This is a genomic window from Paludibacterium paludis, from assembly GCF_018802605.1.
Taxonomy (GTDB): Bacteria; Pseudomonadota; Gammaproteobacteria; order Burkholderiales; family Chromobacteriaceae; genus Paludibacterium; species Paludibacterium paludis.
On the sequence record NZ_CP069161.1, the window covers coordinates 3,438,421 to 3,456,029 of the forward strand.

Consider the following 17,609-nt stretch of genomic DNA (forward strand, 5'->3'; position numbering starts at 1 on the left):
CTCTTCCCAAGGCCCTCGTCCGAGGGCCTTGTCGCATCGGCCTTTCCCGCCCCTTCCGTCCAGCACCTGTCCCCCCTTTTCGCCCCGAACTTGATCTAACCCCACCTTCAGCAAGATTTTCCGATTTTTGATACTGCCTCGCCAAAGGGGCGGATTAGGATCATTCATATCAAATAAACCATGGTGTCATCATGGAGAAGGAACGGATCATTCAGGAGTTCGTGCCCGGCAAGCAAGTGACACTGGCGCATCTGATCTCCCATCCCACCGAAGAGCTGTCGCGCAAGATCGGCGTCGCCCAGGCCGAAGCCATCGGCATCATGACGCTGACCCCGGGCGAAACGGCCATGATCGCCGGCGACCTGGCCTGCAAGGCGGCCAATATCGAGATCGGGTTTCTCGACCGGTTCTCCGGCGCGCTGGTGATCACCGGCAGCTGCGGCGCGGTGGAAGAGGCGCTGCACCAGACGATCGCCGGCCTGAAGCGGCTGCTCGGTTACACCGTTTGCGCGCTGACGCGCTCGTGAGATCCGCGATGAGCACGCCTGTCCGATTCGCGCTGGTGGGGCCGGTCGAAGCCGGTAAGTCCACCCTGTTCCGCGCCTTGCACGGCGACGACGGCGAGGTCCGCAAGACCCAGGCCGTGGAATACGACACGGAAGGCTGCATCGACACCCCGGGCGAGTTCTTCTGCCATCCGCGATTGCATCACGCACTGATCAACAGCACCGCCGATTGCGATCTTCTGATCTATGTGCACCCGGCCAACGACATGGAGTGCCGGCTTCCGCCCGGCCTTCTGGACGTGTACGCGCAACGCCGCCTGGTCACCGTCATCAGCAAGACCGACCTGCCCGACGCCCGGCCCGACGCCGTGGAAGCCATGCTGCGCGACCAGGGCATCGGCGGCGAAATCCTGCGCGTATCGGGACTGGAGCCGGACAGCGTGGCCGCGCTCAAGACCCGCTTGGGACTGAATCGAGAATCCGCCGCCAAACCGCGGCAAACCGAATGAGGCGAATGGAAATGTTGAAAAAGCTGATCAGCGCGGAAACCGTGCGCGCCGCCCATGCCGAGGGAGAGACGCATCTCTGGGTCAACGTGCGCGAACATATCGTCACACCGGAAGCCCGCGTGGTGGCCGAGCGGCTGGGTTTGATTCTCGCCGACACCGAAGCACCGGCGGCGCCTGACGGCACCGCATCCGTAACCCCCTCCGGCGAAGCCGACGCCCTGCGGGAAATCCGCGCGCGGGTGCTGGCCCAACTGCCCGAAGGCTCGGTGAGCGCCGAGCTGGTGGAACAACTGGTGCGCAAGGCGGCGGCCGAGCATCTGGGCACCGCGCAGGCCGGGCCGGCCATCAAATGCGTACGCGCCGACGAGGTGAGCATGGGGGTGTTCGACGGCGCCGGCCCCGGCCAGCAGGTCAGGATCGCCGACGTGATCACCGCCGCGGACGGCAGCGCGATGGCGGCCGGCTTCATGCAGTGGGAAAACGCCTTCTTCCCCTGGACGCTCAATTACGACGAAGTGGATCTGGTGCTGGAAGGCGAATTGCATGTCCGCCACGGCGGGCGGACCACGGTGGCCCGGGCCGGCGATGTGGTGTTCATTCCCAAGGGCTCCAGCATCGAGTTCGGCACACCGCAGCGGGTGCGTTTTCTGTATGTGGCCTACCCGGCCAACTGGCAAAGCTGTTGAGGCGGATATGGGCAACTTCATCACCGAGGACTGGCTGCGATCCCGCCACTCGCTGGCGCGCCACACTGAAATCACCCTGCCGCGCGACGCGAAGCTGACACCGTCGGCCGAAGAGCTCCTGAAAAGCCGCGATGTCGCCATCCGCTATCTGGACGACAAGGGCAGTGTATTCCGCGCCGAGCCGGACAACGAACGCCATGCGGTGCACGCCCTCACCGGCCGCGACCGGCGCACGGAATCCTGCTGCCAGCTGTGCCGCCAGCCGGTGGCGCGCAAGACCGAGGCGCTGACGCACCTGAACGCCGACACCCTGGTCGCGAAAAACCATCCGCGCATCGCCTTCCGGGGCAAGCTGGACAGCGCCATCGCCCAGGCGGTGTGGGCGCAGGCCGAATGGGAAGAGCGCCGCGCGCCGGCGCCGCTGGCGCACTATCTCGCCGATATCCGCTCGGCGCTGGGCAATGTGCTGCGCGCCGAAGTCTGCGGCGAGGCCATGCCGCCCATCGCCATGGGCGACGCCGACGACGCGCGCCTGCACGAATTATCGCACCGGCCGCTGGCCCTGCTCGGGCACGACCATATCGTCCCATCCGTCGAACATGGCGCCGATGTCGCCCGGCTCAATCTGCTGCGGACCACGATCCGCGAGTGCGAAACCGCGGCCGCCGGCCTGTTTCTGGACGCCGACTTCCAGGTGAGCCGTCCGGACATCCTGCAAGCGCTCAACCGGCTGAGCAGCGCCGTCTACGTGCTGATGCTCCTCGCGCTGCTGGCTCGGCTCGGCAAACCCCTGCCGAATCTGGGAGAGACGTCATGAACCTGCTCGGTCAATGCCGTCTCGCCGCGCGGGAGCATCCGGCCCGCATCGTATTCCCGGACAGCCTGGACGAGCGCTGCGTGCGCGCCGCCCACGAGCTCGCGCAGGCCGGTCTCGCGCGTCCCGTACTGCTGGCCAACCCCTTCGAGCTGCGCCATTTCTGCCATGCGCGCGGGCTGCCGCTCACCGGATTGGCCGTGCACGACCCGGCCGCCTCCACACGCCTGTCCTCCTACCTTGCGGCGCTGGCGGCACGCCAGCCCAAGGAACATGAAACCACGTTGCGCGAGTGGCTGGTCCGGCCGCTGTGGTTCGGCGCGGCCATGCTCGCCGCCGGCGACGCCGACCTGTGCATCGCCGGCAACCACTCGTCCACCCCGGATGTCTTGCGCGCCGCGCTCAGGGTGATCGGCCTCGCCGAAGGCAATCGCACCGTGTCGTCGGTGTTCTTCATGCTGCCTCCCGATGACGGCGAACCGCTCGGCTTTGCCGACTGCGGCGTGGTGCCGCGCCCGACACCGGAACAGCTGGCCGACATCGCGCTGGCCAGCGCCGCCAGCTACCGCGCCGTGACCGGCCGCGAGCCGCGTGTCGCCATGCTGTCCTTCTCCAGCCACGGCAGCGCCCGCCACGCGGATGCGGACAAGGTGCGCGCGGCCACGGCGCTGGTGCGCGAGCGGGCGCCGCGTCTGGCGATCGACGGCGAGTTGCAGTGGGATGCGGCCATGGTGCCGGAAGTGGCCGCCGTCAAGGCGCCGGGCGGCCCGCTCGCCGGACGTGCCAACGTGCTGGTTTTTCCGTCGTTGGAGGCCGGCAACATCGGCTACAAGATCGCCCAGCGACTGGGCGGCTACCAGGCGCTGGGCCCGATGGTACAGGGGCTGGCCCGACCACTGCACGACCTGTCCCGGGGCTGCAGCGTGGAAGACATGGTCAACGTCAGTCTGCTGGCCATGAAGATGTGCAATGCGGATGGCGCGGCGCGGCAGCGAGCGTCGGCCGCCTAGGCAAGATGAATTAACCCAACCCTTCAAGGAGTGTGCAAATGGAAGCTCTTGGCATGATTGAAACCCGCGGCATGGTAGCCCTGATCGAAGCCTCCGACGCGATGGTCAAAGCGGCCCGCGTCAAGCTGGTCGGCGTCAAGCAGATCGGCGGCGGCCTCGTGACCGCGATGGTGCGCGGCGACGTGGCCGCGTGCAAGGCCGCCACGGACGCCGGGGCCGCCGCGGCGCAACGCATCGGTGAACTGGTGTCGGTGCACGTGATTCCGCGTCCCCACGCCGATCTGGAAGAAGTGTTTCCGATCAAAATGCCGGCCGACCAGAACCTCGATTGAACGTCGGCGGACCGCGGCCGGCGGCTGACGGCGTCAGACGGCCGGCTCTTTTCAAACGACCGCACGCCGTCACGCGCGGCAGGCGGAAAACGGAAGCAGGCACATGAAACTGGGCATCGTGGTGGGACAGGTGGTGTCCACCGTCAAGCACGGCGGCTTGCAGAAAGACCGCCTGCTGCTGGTGGAAATGATCATGCCGGACGGCCAGCCCGCCGGCGGCACGCAGGTGGCGGCCGACAGCCTCGGCGCCGGCGACGGCGAGTGGGTGCTTCTGGTGGCCGGCAGCTCGGCGCGGCGCATGCTGGACGAAGACACCCCGGTGGATCTGGGTGTGGTCGGCATCGTCGACGAAGTGGTGTTCAGGCAGCAAGTGGTTTACCACAAGTGATCCGGCCGCCCGGATCGCTTGGCAAGACAAGGAGCGGGTTGTGGAACTGAAGGCAAGCGATATCGAAGACGTGGTCAAAGCGGTGCTGGCATCGATGGGGCATACCGCCCCGGCGCGGCGGGCGCCGGCATTGCCGCCGGGCATTTTCGCGGAACTTGACGATGCCGTGGCCGCGGCCAGAAGCGCCCAGGCCGCCTTGCGCAGTGTCGCGCTGCGCGAACGCATCATCGCCGCCATCCGCGCGGCCGGCGAAACGCACGCCCGCGAACTGGCGGAACTGGCGGTCGCCGAAACCGGCATGGGCCGGGTGGACGACAAGATCGCCAAGAACGTGGCGCAGGCCCGGCACACCCCCGGCGTGGAGTGTCTGCACGCGCAGGTGCTGACCGGCGACAGGGGGCTCACGCTGATCGAGAATGCCGCCTGGGGCGTGATCGCCTCGGTCACGCCGTCCACCAACCCCGCCGCCACGGTCATCAACAACGCGATCAGCATGATCGCCGCCGGCAACAGCGTGGTGTTCGCCCCCCACCCCGCCGCCCGGAAAACGTCGCAGCGGGCGATCTCGCTGCTGAACGAGGCCATCCTCGCCGCCGGCGGTCCGGCCGACCTCCTGACCACGGTGGCCAAACCCGACATCGACACCGCGCAGCGGCTGTTCCGTTACCCCGGCATCCATCTTCTGGTGGTCACCGGCGGCGAAGCCGTCGTGGAGGCCGCGCGCAAGGTCACCGACAAGCGGCTGATCGCCGCCGGCGCCGGCAATCCGCCGGTGGTGGTGGACGAAACCGCCGATATCGCCCGCGCCGCGCGCGACATCGTCTGGGGCGCGTCCTTCGACAACAACATCATCTGCGCGGACGAGAAGGCGCTGATCGCCGTGGACGCGATCTGCGACGACCTGAAGGTGGCAATGGAAAACCATCGCGCGGTGGAACTGACCGCCGAGGAGGCCGAGCGGCTGGTTGCCATTTTGCTGACGCGGGTGGACGAACAGGGCCGCGGCGCGGTCAGCCGCGACTGGGTGGGGCGCGATGCGGTGAAAATCGCCGCCGCGATCGGCCTGAAAGTGCCGGACGATACCCGGCTGCTGTTCGTGGAAACGCCGGCCGATCACCCGTTCGCCGTCACCGAACTGATGATGCCGGTGCTGCCGGTGGTGCGCGCGCGCGATGTGGACGAGGCGATCGCGCTTGCCGTGAAACTCGAAGGCGGCTGCCGCCACACGGCGGCGATGCACTCGCGCAACCTCGATCATCTGGACCGGATGGCCAACGCCATCAACACCAGCATCTTCGTCAAGAACGGCCCCTGTCTTGCCGGCCTCGGCTTTGGCGGCGAAGGCTGGACCACGATGACGATCTCGACGCCGACCGGCGAGGGCGTCACCTCCGCCCGCACCTTCGTGCGACTGCGCCGCTGTGTGCTGGTCGACCATTTCCGCATCGTGTGAGGAAGCTCGCCATGCCGACCGCTTCCCCGACCCCCGAATGGCTGCGGCGACGCCTGCGCGCCGCGCAGGCGTTGCATCACGGCGCCACACGGCGCGAGCCGGCTCCCGGCATGCGCCTGGGCATCGACCTTGGCACCAGCGACGTGGTGTCGGTGGTGGTGGCGCCGGATGGCGAGCCGGTCGCGGTCTGCCTGGACTGGGCCGACGTGGTGCGCGACGGCGTGGTGTGGAATTTCTTCGGCGCGGTGGAGATTGTCCGCCGCCATCTGGACGCGCTGGAGCGGCGCCTCGGGCACCGTTTCGCCGAAGCGTCCACCTCATTTCCGCCCGGCACCGACCCGCGCATCTCGGTCAACGTGCTCGAAGCGGCCGGACTCGCGGTGCGCGGCGTCATCGACGAACCGTCGGCGGTGGCCGCCCTGCTGGGGCTGGAGCACGCCGCCGTGGTGGACATCGGCGGCGGCACCACCGGCATCGCCATCGTCGAGCACGGCGAGGTGATCTACAGCGCGGACGAAGCCACCGGCGGCCATCACGTCTCGCTGACACTGTCCGGCCGGCACGGCCTGCCGCTCGATGAGGTGGAGATCCTCAAGCGCGAGCGCGGCGAGGAGGTCTGGCCCGTCGTCCGGCCGGTATTCGAAAAGATGTGCGACATCGTGCGCCGCCACCTGGATCGCATGCCGCAAGGCGATCTTTACCTGTCCGGCGGCTCCTGCTCGCTGCCCGGGGTGCGCGAACTCTTCGCGCGCGAGTTTCCCGCGCACCGCGTCCACCTGCCCGAGCCGCCGATCTATCTGACACCGCTCGCCATCGCCTGCCACGCGGCGGACGATGGCGCGCAAGGAGCACGTCATGCAAGCCACCGACCTTGACCTGGCGCTGTATCACGCCATCGATCTTTTCAGCGCCCGCGAGGTACAGACCTTCGCGGTGCCCCCCGCCACCCTGATCGGCACCGGCGCCATCGCCCGGACGGGCGAGGCGGCGGCCCGGCTCGGCCTGCAACGGGTTTTCGTGACGGCCGACGGCTTCTTGCTGGACCGGGGGCAGGCCGACGCCCTGCTGCGTTCGCTCGCGCGGCACGATATCGACGCCGAATGCTACCGCTATCCCGGAGGAGAGCCCGACAGCGCCACGGTGGAAGAGGCCGCGCGCCGGCTCGCCGGCGCCAAGTGCGATGGCATCGTCGCGTTCGGTGGCGGCTCGGTGCTGGACACGGCCAAGGCCATCGCCATGCTGGCCCCCCATCCCGGCATGGACGTCGCCGGCCTGGCCGGCGCGCCGGCGCTGCCCAACGGCCGGATGCCGCTCATCCTGGCGCCGACCACCGCCGGCACCGGCTCGGAAGCCTCCAACATCACCGTGGTCACCGATAGCGCCAGCGGCATCAAGCAGGCCATCGTCCACCCCGCGCTGATTCCCGACCTCGCGGTGATCGATGCCGGCCTGACGCTGGACATGCCCGCCGCGCTGACCGCCGCCACCGGCATCGATGCGCTGACCCACGCCATCGAGGCCTATGTCGCACGCGGCGCCAACCCGCTCACCCAGGCGCTGGCGCTGCGCGCCATCACCCTGATCGGCCGCGCGCTGCCCGTCGCCGTGGGCCAGGGACACAACCTCGCGGCACGCCAGGACATGATGCTGGGTTCGTATCTGGCCGGCATGGCCTTCTCCAACGCGGGGCTGGGACTGGTGCACGCGATAGCCCATCAGATCGGCGCGCGCTATCACATCCCGCACGGCGTCGCCAACGCCGTGCTGCTGCCCTCGGTGCTGCGCTTTAACCGGCTGGTTTCGGCTCGCGCCTACCGCGACATCGGTCAGGCGCTATGCGGCGAGCCCCTGGGGGCGGACGAACTGATCGCGGCGGTGGCGCGGCTGATCACGGACATCGGCCTGCCCGGCGGCCTGCGTCTGCCGGGTGTCTCGCCGGACGATTTCGCCGCGCTGGCCGAGGCCGCGCTCACCGACGCCTGTCTTGCCGGCAATCCGCGCGAGGCCGGCCGCGAGGACATCATCGGCCTTTACCGCCACGCCTGGAATCGCCAGGCGCAGGAGAACTGAATCGCTGATTGGAAAAAGGGAGCAACATCATGGGCATCAACGAAATCATCATGTGGATCATGATGACCTTCATGGTCATCGCGGCGCTGGACAGAATGATGGCGCAGTTCGGCGGCTCGGAGACCGTGCTCGGCAAAGTGGGACTGGGGTCGCTCGGGCGCCAGATCAGCGGCGCGGGCTCGCAGTTCGAGGAAGGCTTCATGGCGATGGGCGCGCTCGGCCTCGCCATGGTCGGCGTGATCGCGCTCGCGCCGGTACTGGCGCACTGGCTCGGGCCGGTGGTGATTCCACTGTATGAAGCGGTCGGGGCCAGCCCGGCGATGTTCGCCACCACCCTGCTCGCCAACGACATGGGCGGCTTCTTCCTCGCCAAGCAGCTGTCGGGCGGCGACACCGCGGCCTGGCTCTACGCCGGCCTGATCCTCGGCGCGATGATGGGACCGACCATCGTGTTCAATATCCCGGTGGCGCTCGGCATCATCGACAAGGCCGACCGGCGTTTTCTGGCGCTGGGCGTGATGGCGGGAATGGTCACCATTCCGCTGGGCTGTCTCGCCGGCGGGGTGACGGCCATGCTGAGCGACGTCTCGGTGAACGGCCAGCCTGTCGTGTTCACACTGCCGATGCTGCTGGTCAACATGATCCCGGTCATCGTCGTCGCGGTGCTGTTGGCCGTCGGCCTCAAGCTGTGCCCGGAAAAAATGATCGCCGGCTTCCAGGTGTTCGCGAAGTGCCTGGTGGTGCTGATCACCGCCGGCCTCGCGCTGGCGGTATTGCAAGCGACCCTGGGCGTAGCGCTGGTGCCGGGCATGGATCCGATCTTCACCGCCAGGGGCGACGAGCCGGGCACCATGCGCGCGATCGAGGTGATCGGCTTCATCGCCTGCGTGCTGCTGGGCGCCTACCCGATGGTGTTCATTCTGACGCGCTGGTTCGAAAAACCGCTGATGCGCGTGGGCGGCCTGCTCGGCATGAACAATAGCGCCGCCGCCGGCATGGTGGCCACGCTGGCCAACTCCATTCCCATGTTCGGGCTGATGAGCAAGATGGACGACAGGGGCAAGGTGATCAACGTCGCCTTCGCCGTGTCGGCCGCCTTCACCTTCGGCGATCACCTCGGCTTCACCGCCGCCAACGTCTCCAGCATGATTTTTCCGATGATCGTCGGCAAGCTGGTGGGTGGCGTCAGCGCCGTGCTGCTGGCGATGAGACTCGCGCCCGCGGCGCAACAGGATTGAGGCGACACACCATGAACCGTCGCCAGATCCACAGCGTGGGCATCGACATCGGCACCACGACAACCCAGGTGATCTTCTCGCTCCTGGAGCTTGTCAACCGCGCCGGTGTGTCGCAGGTGCCGCGCTACGAGTTTTCGCGCCGCGACATCGTCTATGAAAGCCCGGTGGCGTTCACGCCGCTGGACGCGGACGGCCGGGTGCGCGAGGACGAACTGATGGCCTTCATCCGCGCGCAATACCGGGCCGCCGGCATCCGCGAGGACGCCGTGGAGTCCGGCGCCATCATCATCACCGGCGAGACATCCAAGGCCCGCAACGCCCGCGACGCGGTACTGCGTCTGGCCGAAACACTGGGTGACTTCGTGGTGGCCACCGCCGGTCCGCATCTGGAATCGGCCATCGCCGGCCATGGCTCGGGCGCCTGCGAGATGTCCGCGCAGGAAACCCGCCGCGTGGCCAATATCGACATCGGCGGCGGCACCGCCAACTACGCGGTGTTCGAAGCCGGCCGGCTGGTCGATACCGCCTGCTTGAACGTCGGCGGACGGCTGATCGAAACCACCGCCGACGGCGCGACCCGCCATGTGCACGAGCCGGCCCGCGCCATCTGCGCCGACCTGTTCGGCGATGGCGTCGATCTGTCCGCGCTCGGTCCGGCCGAGCACGAGCGGGTGGCCGGGCGCATGGCCGGCCTGCTCTGGGAAGTGCTGGTGGGCGACCCCTCCGCGCTCGCGCGCGAACTGTTGATGACCGAGCCCCTGCGAGCGGGCCGGCCATTCGATGCCGTGATGATTTCCGGCGGGGTCGGCGAGTGCTACTACCGCCCGTCCTCTGCCGCCACGCCTTACGCCTTTCACGATATCGGCCCGCTGCTCGCCCGGGCGCTTCACACGCACGAGGGCATGCGGGCGCAGCCCGTCATCATGCCCGCGCAAACGCTGCGCGCCACGGTCATCGGCGCCGGGGCCTACACGCTGTCACTGTCGGGCAGCACCATCTGGCTCAAGAACCTGAAACTGCCGCTGCGCAATATTCCGGTCGCGCATCCGGATCTGGCCTGGGCCGACTTCGCGCCGGGGCGGCTGGAGGAGAGCCTGGAGCGCGCCGTGCGGCGCCTGGACCTCGATCCCGGCCGGGATCTTTACGCCCTGGCGCTGCCCGCCGACCTGCCCATCGCCTATCGGGCCATCGACGCCTGCGCCACCGAGCTTGCCGGTTTCTCTCGCCGCTTCGCCCAGGAACGCCCCTTGATCGTGCTGTCGTGCCGGGATCTGGGCAAGGCGCTGGGGATGCTGCTGCAGCCGGCGCTCGCCGGGCGCGAGCTCGCGGTCATCGACGAAGTGGCCACGCGCGATGGCGACTACATCGACATCGGCGCGCCGCTGTTCGGTGGAGAGATCGTGCCCGTCACCGTCAAGTCATTGGCCTTTCCATCATCCAAAGGTATGTGATCATGAAACTGAAGACGCATTTATTCGGCAAGACTTACCAGTTCCGGGACGTGAAGGACGTGCTGGCCAAGGCCAACGAACCGCGTTCGGGCGACATGCTGGCCGGTGTGGCGGCGCAAAGCTCGCAGGAGCGCGTGGCCGCCAAGCAGGTGCTGTCCGAGCTGACACTGGCGGACCTGCGCGAGAATCCGGTCATCCCGTACGAGGAGGACTGCGTCACCCGCGTCATCCAGGATGACATCAACGAATCCGCCTACGCCCGCATCCGCAACTGGACGGTGGGCGAATTGCGCGAAGCCATTCTGGGCGACGACACCGACAGCACAGCGCTGGACTACCTGCGCAAGGGGCTGACCTCGGAGATGGTGGCGGCGGTGGCCAAGATCTGCTCCAACGCCGACCTGGTCTACGGCGCCAAGAAAATGCCGGTGGTCAAACGCGCCAACACCACCATCGGCCTGCCCGGCCGCTTCAGCGCGCGCCTGCAGCCCAACGACACCCGCGACGACGTGAAAAGCATCGCCGCGCAGATGTTCGAAGGCCTGTCGTTCGGCATGGGCGACGCGGTGATCGGCGTCAACCCGGTCACCGACAACGTGGAGAACGTGCGCCGCATCCTCGACACCGTGTATGACGCGATCGACAAGTACGCGATCCCCACCCAGGGCTGTGTGCTGGCGCACATGTCCACCCAGATCGAGGCCATCCGCCAGGGCGCGCCGGGCGGCCTGATCTTCCAGAGTATCTGCGGCAGCGAAAAGGGCCTCAAGGAATTCGGCGTGACGCTGGAACTCATGGACGAAGCGCGCGAAGTCGGCCGCAAGAACAATCGCATCACCGGCGGCAACTACCTGTACTTCGAAACCGGCCAGGGTTCGGCCCTGTCGGCCAATGCCCACAATGGCGCGGACCAGGTGACGATGGAAGCGCGCAACTACGGCCTCGCCCGCCACTACGACCCGTTCATCGTCAACACGGTGGTCGGTTTCATCGGCCCGGAATACCTGTACAACGATCGGCAAATCATCCGCGCCGGACTGGAAGACCACTTCATGGGCAAGCTCACCGGCATCTCCATGGGGTGCGACTGCTGCTACACCAACCACGCCGACGCCAACCAGAACTCCAATGAGAACCTGGCCATCCTGCTGGCGACCGCCGGTTGCAACTTCATCATTGCCATGCCGTTGGGTGACGACATCATGCTCAACTACCAGACGACGGCCTTCCACGACACCGCCACCCTCCGTCAGTTGCTGGGGCTGCGGCCGGCGCCGGAATTCGAAGCCTGGCTGGAAAAAATGGGCCTGATGGAAAACGGCAGGCTGACGCGCCGCGCAGGCGATGCGTCCTTCTTCTTCTGATACGGAGCGGACCAAAATGGACAAACAGCAAATCGACGAAATCGTACGCGCGGTGATGAGTCAACTGGAACAGGGAACGCCGGCCGCCGCGCCCGCCGGCGCCGCCCGCCCGGTCAAGACAGGCGAAGAGGAGGCCCTGCCCGACCTTGGCACCGAACCCTTCCGGGTCTGGATGGGGGTGGACGAGCCCAAGCGGCCCGAGGTGCTGGCCGAATTGCGCGCCAACACCGCCGCCCGTGTCTGCACCGGCCGCGCCGGACCCCGTCCGCGCACCACGGCGCTGCTGCGCTTTCTTGCCGACCATTCGCGCTCCAAGGACACGGTGCTCAAGGAAGTGCCGCAGGAATGGGTGGAACAAAAGGGCCTGCTCGAACTGCAAAGCGAAATCGAGAACAAGGACCAGTATCTGACGCGTCCGGACATGGGACGGCGCCTGAACGAGACGTCGCTGCAATTGCTCAAAACGCGCTGCAAACAAAAACCCCAGGTGCAGGTGGTGGTGTCCGACGGTCTGTCCACCGACGCCGTCACCGCCAACTTCGACGAAATCCTGCCCCCCCTGCTCAAGGGGCTGGAGAGCGCCGGGCTGGAGGTGGGCACGCCGTTCTTCGTCCGCTACGGGCGGGTCAAGGTGGAAGACCAGGTCGGTGAAACGCTCGGCGCCAAGGTGGTGATTCTGCTGGTGGGCGAACGCCCCGGTCTTGGCCAGTCGGAAAGCCTGTCCTGCTACATGGTGTACGCGCCGACCGCCGCCACCGTGGAAGCCGACCGCACCTGCATTTCCAACATCCATCGCGGCGGCACTCCGCCGGTGGAGGCCGCCGCCGTCATCGTGGATCTCGCCAAACGCATGCTGGAGAAAAAGGCCTCCGGCATGGCGCTCAACCGTTCGACAGGAGACTGACATGGCCACTTTGGATCTGATCAAACCCAGCGTGAAGGCCGTGCGCCTGATCGCCTCGGCGCAGTCCGACTTCAAGGCCGCGCTCAAGTTGCCCGCCCACATCAACTGCCTGGGCCTGCTTACCGCCGATTCGGACGACGTCACCTACATCGCCGCCGACGAGGCGACCAAACAGGCGCAGGTCGAGGTGGTGTTCGGCCGCTCGCTGTACGCCGGCGCCGCCCACAGTTCATCGCCCACTGCGGGCGAGGTGCTGGTGATCCTCGGCGGCGGCTCGCCGGCCGAGGTGCGCGCGGGACTGGATTCCATGATCGCCACCATCGAGGACGGCCCGGCCTTCCGCTGGGCCAACGACGCGGAGGACACCGCGTTCCTCGCCCACGTGATCTCGCGCACCGGCTCTTACCTGTCGGCGCAGACCGGCGTGCGCCAGGGAGAACCCCTGGCCTACCTGATCGCCCCGCCTCTGGAAGCCACCTTCGGCATCGACGCGGCGCTCAAGGCCGCCGACGTGACGCTGGCCGGCTACGTGCCACCGCCATCGGAGACCAACTATTCCGGGGCCTTCCTCACCGGCAGCCAGGCCGCCTGCAGCGCCGCCTGCCAAGCCTTCACCCAGGCCGTGCTGGATGTGGGCAGGCAGCCGATCGCGCTGATCTGAGCGGAGGGCGGCCATGATCAACGCACTGGGACTCATGGAAGTCAGGGGGCTCGTTACCGCCATCGAGGCGGCCGACGCCATGCTCAAAGCGGCCGATGTACGGCTCATGCGCCAGTGGCGCACCGAACCGGGCCTGATCTCGCTGGTGGTGGAGGGCGATCTGGCCGCCTGCCGCGCGGCGCTGGACGCCGGAGAGGCCGCGGCGCGGCGCCTTGGAGAGGTGGTCAGCCGCTGCGAAATCGGCCGCCCCGACCCGGACACCGAAACCCTGGTCGGGACCATGCTCGAGCCGCCCGCTTCAATCGCACCGCCGGCGACTCCCCGGTTCGACGAAGCGGAGGTCATCGCGCGCATTGCCGCCGCCCCGGCGGGCATGAGCCTGGTCGAACTGCAAACGGCCTTCCCCTTCGTCGGCGTCAGCCGCGCCTGGCTGCAGACGCAATGCCGCGAGGGACGGCTCGTTCGGCGGCGCGGCCGCTATTTCGGGACGCAAGACAAGGAGTGAAGCGGCCGTGTGGCTTGCTCAACCACAAAGCCTCTTCGTGCCTGGCGGTGTACCGTATCCGACAGGGGGGAGGCCGCCGGAGCGAAAACCCGGTGACCGGCACAACGGTCGCCGCCAAGCCGTTTCGCCAGGCATGGAACCGCTTAGAGAGGAGAAACGATGCCCGTTCAACCGCGAAAAAACGGACCATTGCACCGGCTGCGTCACGACAGCCCGCCAAGCGACGCTCCGCTGGATCCCCTGGGGGCCGAGGTCGGCGTCAGGCGCCGCGAGGCGCACAGCAGTTTCGAGCAGGCCTGCGCCATCACCGCATGGCAGCAATTGTACGACCAGTTGCAGCCGGGACGCTTCGCCGGCTATCTGAAGGAGTTGTGGCTGGACCGGCTGCAATGCTTCGAGGAGTTCACCAACCGCGCGTTGCGCCAATCGTGCATCGTCTGGCCCGGCGCCTACTGGTTCGGCATTCCCTGCCCGGGCCAACCCGATGCCGCGCGCGACGGCTCGACAGTCGACGACAACCTCATCACCATCAGTCCGGGCGGCGAGGAGTTCGAACTGACGACTCCCGGGGATTTTCATATCATGGGGCTGGTGGTGCCGCGCGATGCGCTCGAAACGCACGCCAACATCACGCTGGATGGCGGACTGCCGGCGGTGCTGGCCAATACGCCGCTCCTGCAGGTGAATCCGGCCCGCAAGCGCGAGTTCATCCGCCGCCAGCGAGAACTCCTGACGGAAGCCGAGCGCAGCCGGCTCGGACCGTCCGACGTCGTCGCCTATCGCTTCATGCGCCATGAACTGCTCGACAACCTGACCGATCTGCTCGCCAGCGCGAGCCCGGCCCCGGCGCCGCTGCGCAGCCGCCAGCAACACTGGCGCCAGGTCCGCAGGGCGCGCGATTTCGCGATGAGCCAGCCGGATGTACCGCTGGTGGTGGCCGATCTGTGCAACCATCTCAATGTGAGCCGGCGCACACTGCAGAACATTTTTCACAACACCCTGGGCATCTGCCCGCTCTCCTACCTCAAGGCGATGCGCCTCAATGCGGTCAGGCGCGAATTGCTGAGTCCCGAATCGCGCTACCTGTCGGTGCAGGATGCGGCCACTGACTGGGGATTCTGGCACCTGAGCCAGTTCGCGGTGGACTACGGCCGGCTGTTCGGCGAGAAACCGTCGGATACGCTGCGTCGTCGGGAGAAATGAAGAATGCTACCTGGTGGCCCAGCGCGACGCCGACACGCCTCCGAGAATGAAAAGAAAAATACCCGGCCAACGTCAGTTGCCGGGTACCCACGATCACCAGGGCTTGCGGTACAAGGCGCACTCGATACATCGCGACGCCGGCTTGCCGCGTTCAGACCAGCGGCGGCTCCTGCATCAGCGCCACCTGTTCGCGCAGCTCGAGAATGCGGTCCTGCCAGTAACGGACGGTGCCGAACCAGGGGAACGCGGCGGGGAAGGCCGGATCCTGCCAGCGGCGCGCGATCCACGCGCTGTAATGGAGCAGTCGCAAGGTCCGCAACGCTTCCATGAGTTGCAACTCCCGGTCGTCGAACTCGCAGAACATCTCGTAGCCGCTGAGCACCGCGTTAAGCTGGGCGCGCATCTCCGGGCCATCGCCCGAGAGCAGCATCCACAGGTCCTGGATCGCCGGCCCCGTGCGGCTGTCGTCGAAATCGACGAAATGCGGACCGTTGTCGGTCCACAGCAAATTGCCCGGGTGACAATCGCCATGCAACCGCAGCACCCTGACATCGCCCGCCCGCTGCCAGGCCTGGTCGACACCGTCCAGAGCCTGGTCCGCGATGCTGATCCAGGCGGCCCTCAATTCGTCGGGCAACCAATCCCCGCTCACCAGGAAATCGCGCGGTTCCTGTCCGAAGCTTTGCCGGTCAAGCGCCGGTCTTGCCCGGTATTCGCCGCAGGCGCCAATGGCGTGGATGCGTCCCAGAAAACGTCCGAGCCACTCGAGGGTCTCTTCCCGGTCCAGATCCGGCACCCTGCCGCCCTGTCTGGCGAACAGCGCGAACCGGTGACCGTCGACATGGTGCAGGGTGCGCCCATCGAACGCCAGGGGAGGAACAACCGGCACTTCCTGCCCGGCAAGCTCGAGACTGAACGCGTGCTCCTCGAGAATCGCCTCGTCGCTCCAGCGCCCCGGCCGATAGAATTTGGCGATCAGCGGCGGATCTTCATCCATGCCGATCTGGTAGACACGGTTTTCGTAGCTGTTGAGCGCCAGAAGACGGCCATCGGGCCGCAAGCCGATACTCTCCAGCGCCGACAGCAGGCAATCCGGCGTCAAACCGGAAAACGGCGGTTCGTGAGGCGTATCGGCCGTGTCGTTCGGCGTCATGACTGGCGCGGAGCCTCGACCTTGTAGCGCGGCGCCAGGAACAGCGCCGGCACTTCGCGCTTGGTCTTGGCCTGGCGGCCCGGCAACGGTGTCTTGCGGCCTTCGGCGGCCGGAGCGGCCAGGGCGGACACCGCGACCGGTCGCTCGGATGCGCCACGGCCGCCGCGACGAGCGCGCGGCTCGGGTGCTTCGCCGGCGGGACGCGGCATCCAGGAAGGCCAGAATCCTTCCACCGTTTCCGGTTTGAGGGTTTTCTTGATCAGTTTTTCGATGGCTTCGTGCTGCTTGTCCTCTTCCTCGCCCATCAGCGAAATCGCCACGCCGGTGGCGCCGGCCCGGCCGGTACGGCCGATGCGGTGCACATAGTCTTCCGGCGAATTGGGCATCTCGTAGTTCACCACGTAGGGCAACTCGGAGATATCCAGACCGCGCGCGGCCACATCGGTGGCGACCAGCACCTTCACTTCGCCGCTCTTGAATGCGGCGAGCGTTTCCAGGCGCGAGCCTTGCGACTTGTCGCCATGGATGGCTTCCGCCGCGTGACCGTCGCGTTTCAGATCGCGGGCCAACTGGTCGGCGCTGATCTTGGTGCGGCAGAACACGATGACTTGCGACATCTGGCGCTGGCGGATCAGGTGCGAGAGCAGATGGCGCTTGCGGTAGGCATCGACCTGGTACACCAGTTGTTCGACCTGATCGTTGGTCGAGTTCTGGCGCGCCACTTCGACCAGTTGCGGGTCGACCATGAACTCTTCGGCCAGGCGTTTGATCTCGTTGGCGAACGTCGCGGAAAACAGCAGGGTCTGACGCGACTTGGGCAGCATCGACAGGATCTTGCGGATGTCCTGGATAAAGCCCATGTCGAGCATGCGGTCCGCTTCGTCGAGCACCAGGATGTCGACCTTGTTGAGCGCCACCGTGCGGGCGCCGACATGGTCGAGCAGCCGGCCGGGCGTCGCGATCAGGATCTCCACGCCGCGGCGCAGCTCCTGGGTCTGGGGATCCATGTTCACCCCCCCGAAAACCGTTGTACAGCGTATCGGCAGGTAGCGGGTGTAGGCCTTGGCGTTGACGCCGATCTGGTCGGCCAGCTCCCGGGTCGGCGACAGGATCAGCGCGCGCACCGGATGCATCGCCGGCGAGGCGCTGGGATTGGCGAATTTTTTCAATCGTTCCAGAATGGGCAGCATGAAAGCCGCCGTCTTGCCGGTCCCCGTCTGGGCGGCGGCAAGCAGGTCGCGGCCGGTCAGCACCAGGGGAATGGCCTTGGCCTGGATCGGCGTGGGCTCGCTATAGCCCTGCTCGTCGATCGCGCGGAGGATCTCCGGCGACAACCCAAGCTCGGCAAATGTCATGTATTGC

19 protein-coding genes are annotated in these 17,609 nt (G+C 67.1%); 17 read left to right on the forward strand and 2 right to left on the reverse strand.

All coding sequences use genetic code 11. The annotated features are described in order from the left end of the window. Nucleotides 1–191 precede the first annotated feature (191 nt). The 17 genes from eutS (at nucleotide 192) to JNO50_RS15990 (ending at nucleotide 15,094) form a co-directional block, all read left to right on the forward strand. Complete coding sequence (gene eutS / locus JNO50_RS15910; protein WP_189529946.1) at nucleotides 192–527, forward strand: ethanolamine utilization microcompartment protein EutS; 336 nt, start codon at nucleotides 192–194, stop codon at nucleotides 525–527. An 8-nt stretch (nucleotides 528–535) separates the two neighbouring features. After that, entirely contained in the window at nucleotides 536–1,015 is a 480-nt protein-coding gene (locus JNO50_RS15915) for a EutP/PduV family microcompartment system protein (protein ID WP_189529945.1), read from the forward strand. Between the two features lie 5 nt (nucleotides 1,016–1,020). Next, nucleotides 1,021–1,701: an ethanolamine utilization acetate kinase EutQ gene (gene eutQ, locus JNO50_RS15920; RefSeq protein ID WP_215796408.1), complete on the forward strand. Its 681-nt coding sequence runs from the start codon at nucleotides 1,021–1,023 to the stop codon at nucleotides 1,699–1,701. 7 nt (nucleotides 1,702–1,708) lie between these two features. After that, nucleotides 1,709–2,518: an ethanolamine utilization cob(I)yrinic acid a,c-diamide adenosyltransferase EutT gene (gene eutT, locus JNO50_RS15925; protein ID WP_189529943.1), complete on the forward strand. Its 810-nt coding sequence runs from the start codon at nucleotides 1,709–1,711 to the stop codon at nucleotides 2,516–2,518. Beyond that, the gene (pta, locus tag JNO50_RS15930) at nucleotides 2,515–3,525 is read left to right on the forward strand and encodes a phosphate acetyltransferase (RefSeq protein ID WP_189529942.1); all 1,011 of its coding nucleotides are present in this window, start codon (nucleotides 2,515–2,517) and stop codon (nucleotides 3,523–3,525) included. Before eutT ends, pta begins: the two co-directional genes overlap by 4 nt. A 38-nt stretch (nucleotides 3,526–3,563) precedes the next feature. Continuing rightward, nucleotides 3,564–3,857 (forward strand): ethanolamine utilization microcompartment protein EutM, encoded by a 294-nt coding sequence (gene eutM, locus JNO50_RS15935; protein ID WP_189529941.1) that lies wholly within the window; start codon nucleotides 3,564–3,566, stop codon nucleotides 3,855–3,857. A 103-nt stretch (nucleotides 3,858–3,960) separates the two neighbouring features. Beyond that, nucleotides 3,961–4,245, forward strand: a complete 285-nt coding sequence (locus JNO50_RS15940; protein WP_189529940.1) for a EutN/CcmL family microcompartment protein — start codon at nucleotides 3,961–3,963, stop codon at nucleotides 4,243–4,245. A gap of 40 nt (nucleotides 4,246–4,285) precedes the next feature. Next, complete coding sequence (locus JNO50_RS15945; RefSeq protein ID WP_215796409.1) at nucleotides 4,286–5,698, forward strand: aldehyde dehydrogenase family protein; 1,413 nt, start codon at nucleotides 4,286–4,288, stop codon at nucleotides 5,696–5,698. 11 nt (nucleotides 5,699–5,709) lie between these two features. Continuing rightward, complete coding sequence (gene eutJ / locus JNO50_RS15950) at nucleotides 5,710–6,573, forward strand: ethanolamine utilization protein EutJ (RefSeq protein ID WP_189529939.1); 864 nt, start codon at nucleotides 5,710–5,712, stop codon at nucleotides 6,571–6,573. Next, nucleotides 6,554–7,768, forward strand: a complete 1,215-nt coding sequence (locus JNO50_RS15955; protein ID WP_189529938.1) for an iron-containing alcohol dehydrogenase family protein — start codon at nucleotides 6,554–6,556, stop codon at nucleotides 7,766–7,768. The genes eutJ and JNO50_RS15955 overlap by 20 nt, the downstream gene beginning before the upstream one ends. 29 nt (nucleotides 7,769–7,797) lie before the next feature. Then, nucleotides 7,798–9,006, forward strand: coding sequence for an ethanolamine utilization protein EutH (eutH, locus tag JNO50_RS15960; RefSeq protein WP_189529937.1), 1,209 nt, complete (start codon nucleotides 7,798–7,800; stop codon nucleotides 9,004–9,006). Nucleotides 9,007–9,017: 11 nt separating this feature from the next. After that, nucleotides 9,018–10,457: an ethanolamine ammonia-lyase reactivating factor EutA gene (locus tag JNO50_RS15965; RefSeq protein WP_189529936.1), complete on the forward strand. Its 1,440-nt coding sequence runs from the start codon at nucleotides 9,018–9,020 to the stop codon at nucleotides 10,455–10,457. A 2-nt stretch (nucleotides 10,458–10,459) separates the two neighbouring features. Continuing rightward, complete coding sequence (locus JNO50_RS15970) at nucleotides 10,460–11,821, forward strand: ethanolamine ammonia-lyase subunit EutB (RefSeq protein WP_189529935.1); 1,362 nt, start codon at nucleotides 10,460–10,462, stop codon at nucleotides 11,819–11,821. 16 nt (nucleotides 11,822–11,837) lie between these two features. Continuing rightward, nucleotides 11,838–12,725, forward strand: a complete 888-nt coding sequence (gene eutC / locus JNO50_RS15975; RefSeq protein ID WP_189529934.1) for an ethanolamine ammonia-lyase subunit EutC — start codon at nucleotides 11,838–11,840, stop codon at nucleotides 12,723–12,725. A gap of 1 nt (nucleotide 12,726) precedes the next feature. Then, nucleotides 12,727–13,386 carry an ethanolamine utilization microcompartment protein EutL gene (eutL, locus tag JNO50_RS15980; RefSeq protein WP_189529933.1) on the forward strand — a complete coding sequence of 220 codons (660 nt, stop codon included), beginning with the start codon at nucleotides 12,727–12,729 and terminating at the stop codon, nucleotides 13,384–13,386. Nucleotides 13,387–13,399: 13 nt separating this feature from the next. After that, complete coding sequence (locus JNO50_RS15985; RefSeq protein ID WP_189529932.1) at nucleotides 13,400–13,891, forward strand: BMC domain-containing protein; 492 nt, start codon at nucleotides 13,400–13,402, stop codon at nucleotides 13,889–13,891. Nucleotides 13,892–14,050: 159 nt separating this feature from the next. After that, complete coding sequence (locus JNO50_RS15990) at nucleotides 14,051–15,094, forward strand: helix-turn-helix domain-containing protein (protein ID WP_189529931.1); 1,044 nt, start codon at nucleotides 14,051–14,053, stop codon at nucleotides 15,092–15,094. 151 nt (nucleotides 15,095–15,245) lie between these two features. Here JNO50_RS15990 and JNO50_RS15995 read toward each other — a convergent pair whose 3' ends face one another. Together JNO50_RS15995 and JNO50_RS16000 are read right to left on the reverse strand one after the other, a co-directional pair. Beyond that, nucleotides 15,246–16,247, reverse strand: coding sequence for a serine/threonine protein kinase (locus JNO50_RS15995; RefSeq protein ID WP_189529930.1), 1,002 nt, complete (start codon nucleotides 16,245–16,247; stop codon nucleotides 15,246–15,248). Beyond that, nucleotides 16,244–17,602, reverse strand: coding sequence for a DEAD/DEAH box helicase (locus JNO50_RS16000; RefSeq protein ID WP_189529923.1), 1,359 nt, complete (start codon nucleotides 17,600–17,602; stop codon nucleotides 16,244–16,246). The genes JNO50_RS15995 and JNO50_RS16000 overlap by 4 nt, the downstream gene beginning before the upstream one ends. Nucleotides 17,603–17,609 lie beyond the last annotated feature (7 nt).

Coding starts and splice junctions, on each gene's coding strand:
- JNO50_RS15985 (WP_189529932.1), top strand. CDS start 13,400: ATGATCAACGCACTGGGACTCATGGAAGTCAGGGGGCTCGTTACCGCC.
- JNO50_RS16000 (WP_189529923.1), bottom strand. CDS start 17,602: ATGACATTTGCCGAGCTTGGGTTGTCGCCGGAGATCCTCCGCGCGATC.
- pta (WP_189529942.1), top strand. CDS start 2,515: ATGAACCTGCTCGGTCAATGCCGTCTCGCCGCGCGGGAGCATCCGGCC.
- JNO50_RS15940 (WP_189529940.1), top strand. CDS start 3,961: ATGAAACTGGGCATCGTGGTGGGACAGGTGGTGTCCACCGTCAAGCAC.
- eutH (WP_189529937.1), top strand. CDS start 7,798: ATGGGCATCAACGAAATCATCATGTGGATCATGATGACCTTCATGGTC.
- JNO50_RS15995 (WP_189529930.1), bottom strand. CDS start 16,247: ATGACGCCGAACGACACGGCCGATACGCCTCACGAACCGCCGTTTTCC.
- JNO50_RS15965 (WP_189529936.1), top strand. CDS start 9,018: ATGAACCGTCGCCAGATCCACAGCGTGGGCATCGACATCGGCACCACG.
- eutC (WP_189529934.1), top strand. CDS start 11,838: ATGGACAAACAGCAAATCGACGAAATCGTACGCGCGGTGATGAGTCAA.
- eutL (WP_189529933.1), top strand. CDS start 12,727: ATGGCCACTTTGGATCTGATCAAACCCAGCGTGAAGGCCGTGCGCCTG.
- JNO50_RS15970 (WP_189529935.1), top strand. CDS start 10,460: ATGAAACTGAAGACGCATTTATTCGGCAAGACTTACCAGTTCCGGGAC.
- JNO50_RS15955 (WP_189529938.1), top strand. CDS start 6,554: ATGCAAGCCACCGACCTTGACCTGGCGCTGTATCACGCCATCGATCTT.
- eutM (WP_189529941.1), top strand. CDS start 3,564: ATGGAAGCTCTTGGCATGATTGAAACCCGCGGCATGGTAGCCCTGATC.
- eutQ (WP_215796408.1), top strand. CDS start 1,021: ATGGAAATGTTGAAAAAGCTGATCAGCGCGGAAACCGTGCGCGCCGCC.
- JNO50_RS15915 (WP_189529945.1), top strand. CDS start 536: ATGAGCACGCCTGTCCGATTCGCGCTGGTGGGGCCGGTCGAAGCCGGT.
- eutJ (WP_189529939.1), top strand. CDS start 5,710: ATGCCGACCGCTTCCCCGACCCCCGAATGGCTGCGGCGACGCCTGCGC.
- JNO50_RS15990 (WP_189529931.1), top strand. CDS start 14,051: ATGCCCGTTCAACCGCGAAAAAACGGACCATTGCACCGGCTGCGTCAC.
- eutS (WP_189529946.1), top strand. CDS start 192: ATGGAGAAGGAACGGATCATTCAGGAGTTCGTGCCCGGCAAGCAAGTG.
- eutT (WP_189529943.1), top strand. CDS start 1,709: ATGGGCAACTTCATCACCGAGGACTGGCTGCGATCCCGCCACTCGCTG.